At 37.9% G+C, this 1,569-nt stretch carries 2 protein-coding genes and 1 pseudogene; 2 read left to right on the top strand and 1 reads right to left on the bottom strand.

Annotation, left to right across the window (positions count from 1 at the left end; genetic code table 11):
- Together V7Z64_RS13285 and V7Z64_RS13280 are read left to right on the top strand one after the other, a co-directional pair.
- Positions 1 to 457: pseudogene (locus V7Z64_RS13285) on the top strand (hypothetical protein); the annotation flags it as partial.
- Between the two features lie 83 nt (positions 458 to 540).
- A complete protein-coding gene (locus tag V7Z64_RS13280; protein WP_297988592.1) occupies positions 541 to 720 on the top strand; it encodes a small acid-soluble spore protein H in 180 nt (59 codons plus the stop codon).
- 38 nt (positions 721 to 758) lie between these two features.
- Here the strand turns inward: V7Z64_RS13280 and V7Z64_RS13275 are convergent.
- Positions 759 to 1,569 (bottom strand): LysR family transcriptional regulator (locus V7Z64_RS13275; protein WP_334110753.1); only part of this gene is annotated, 811 nt, incomplete at its 5' end.

Genomic DNA, 1,569 nt, shown 5'->3' with positions numbered 1-1,569 from the left:
CCCTGTTTGTCTCTTGGGGATGGAAATTAATGTAATAAAAAATGCTCATCTACAGAAGTTAAGCAAGATCGATGTGCGTTTAAATGAAGTGACAACAGCGATTGAAGCACTAGTTACATCGAAAGAACAACCAGTTCCGAGTGAAGTACTAACGGAAAACGAACAAGCAACGGAAGTAGTCAATGAGCAAGATAGCACTCATGTGACGACAACTGAACAATCAGCTTCTGTACAAGTGAATGAAGACGACGAAGCGCAAAAACAAGAAGAACTAGACAAATGGATGGGAAAACTTATTTCTACCTCTAATCAATTAAAAGCAGTCAAAAATGAGATGCGGGCATTAGAAAAGAAGGTGTCTGCAAATGACGCCAACATGCAAGCGTTAAAAGAGAAAGTGAAAATGTTAGAAGAAAAAGTACAACAAAATAAAAAGAAGTTGCTTGAGTTGTTATAAGGGCGCCTTGTGGTGCTCTTTTTTTTGTATATTTTTAACGTGAAACGTAGATGATAATAATCGTTTGAAGGGAGGGAAACAACATGAACGTAACACGTGCGCAACAAATTGCTCAATCGCCCGATATGAAAAATGTAACGTATAATGGAAAATCGGTATATATCGAACATGTCGATGCGCAAACGGAAATGGCAACAATCCATTTTTTAGACAATCCGGAAAATCAACAGCGTGTTCCTGTGTCACAGCTAGCAGAGCATTAAGACGAAAAGGATGTAACAGAGCGGGATAACCGTGCTCGTTACATCTTTTTTCGTTCGAGAAAATCAATAAATAAATGAACAATTTTTTTGTTTTTCATTGTCGGTGCATAAAGATAAGAAAACGTTCGGTAAAAAGGGGGATGCTTTAAACAGACGATCGATAAGTGACCTTGTTTTAATTCGCGCTCAATGACATGGCGCGAAAGAAAGGCTAATCCATTTCCACGCATTAGCGTTTCTTTAATTCCTTGGTTGCTGCTGATGATCATCAGCGATTTAATTTTTAATCCATTTGAACGAATAAAATGGTTAAAGTATTCACGTGTGCCAGAGCCCAATTCGCGCGTAATCCATATTTGATTTTGTAGATCGCTTATACATACTTCTTGTTTGTGAACGAGCGGGTGATCGTTTGAAGCCACGATGACAAGCTCATCTTGCATGAATGGATAAACAGCCAATTCTTTTTCGTTCGTTTGCCCTTCAATTAAGCCAATATCGGTTTCATATGAACGGACAAGTTCGACGATCTCCTTCGTGTTGCCAATCATCACTTCGAAGTGTAGCTCTGGATAATCGTCTTGTAAAGAAAGTAAAAAAGAAGGAAGCACGTATTCCCCGATCGTAAAACTAGCCCCGATTTTTAATGTCCCTTTCACACAATCGTGGTATTCTAAAATATCTTGTTTTGTTTGTTCGTACAAGGCAATCATTTTTTTAGCTCGATCGTAAAGTAATTCGCCAGTCGCTGTCACTTGTAGTTTTTTTGGCGAACGAATAAATAGTTTCGTTTGAAATTCTTTTTCTAAATTTTTAATGTGCAAACTTACACTTGGTTGAGATAAATGA

It is taken from the genome of Anoxybacillus sp. (assembly GCF_036834105.1).
Classification (GTDB): Bacteria; Bacillota; Bacilli; order Bacillales; family Anoxybacillaceae; genus Anoxybacillus.
Note: the sequence above shows the minus strand (reverse complement) of the source record. Positions and strands in the feature narration are given on the sequence as shown.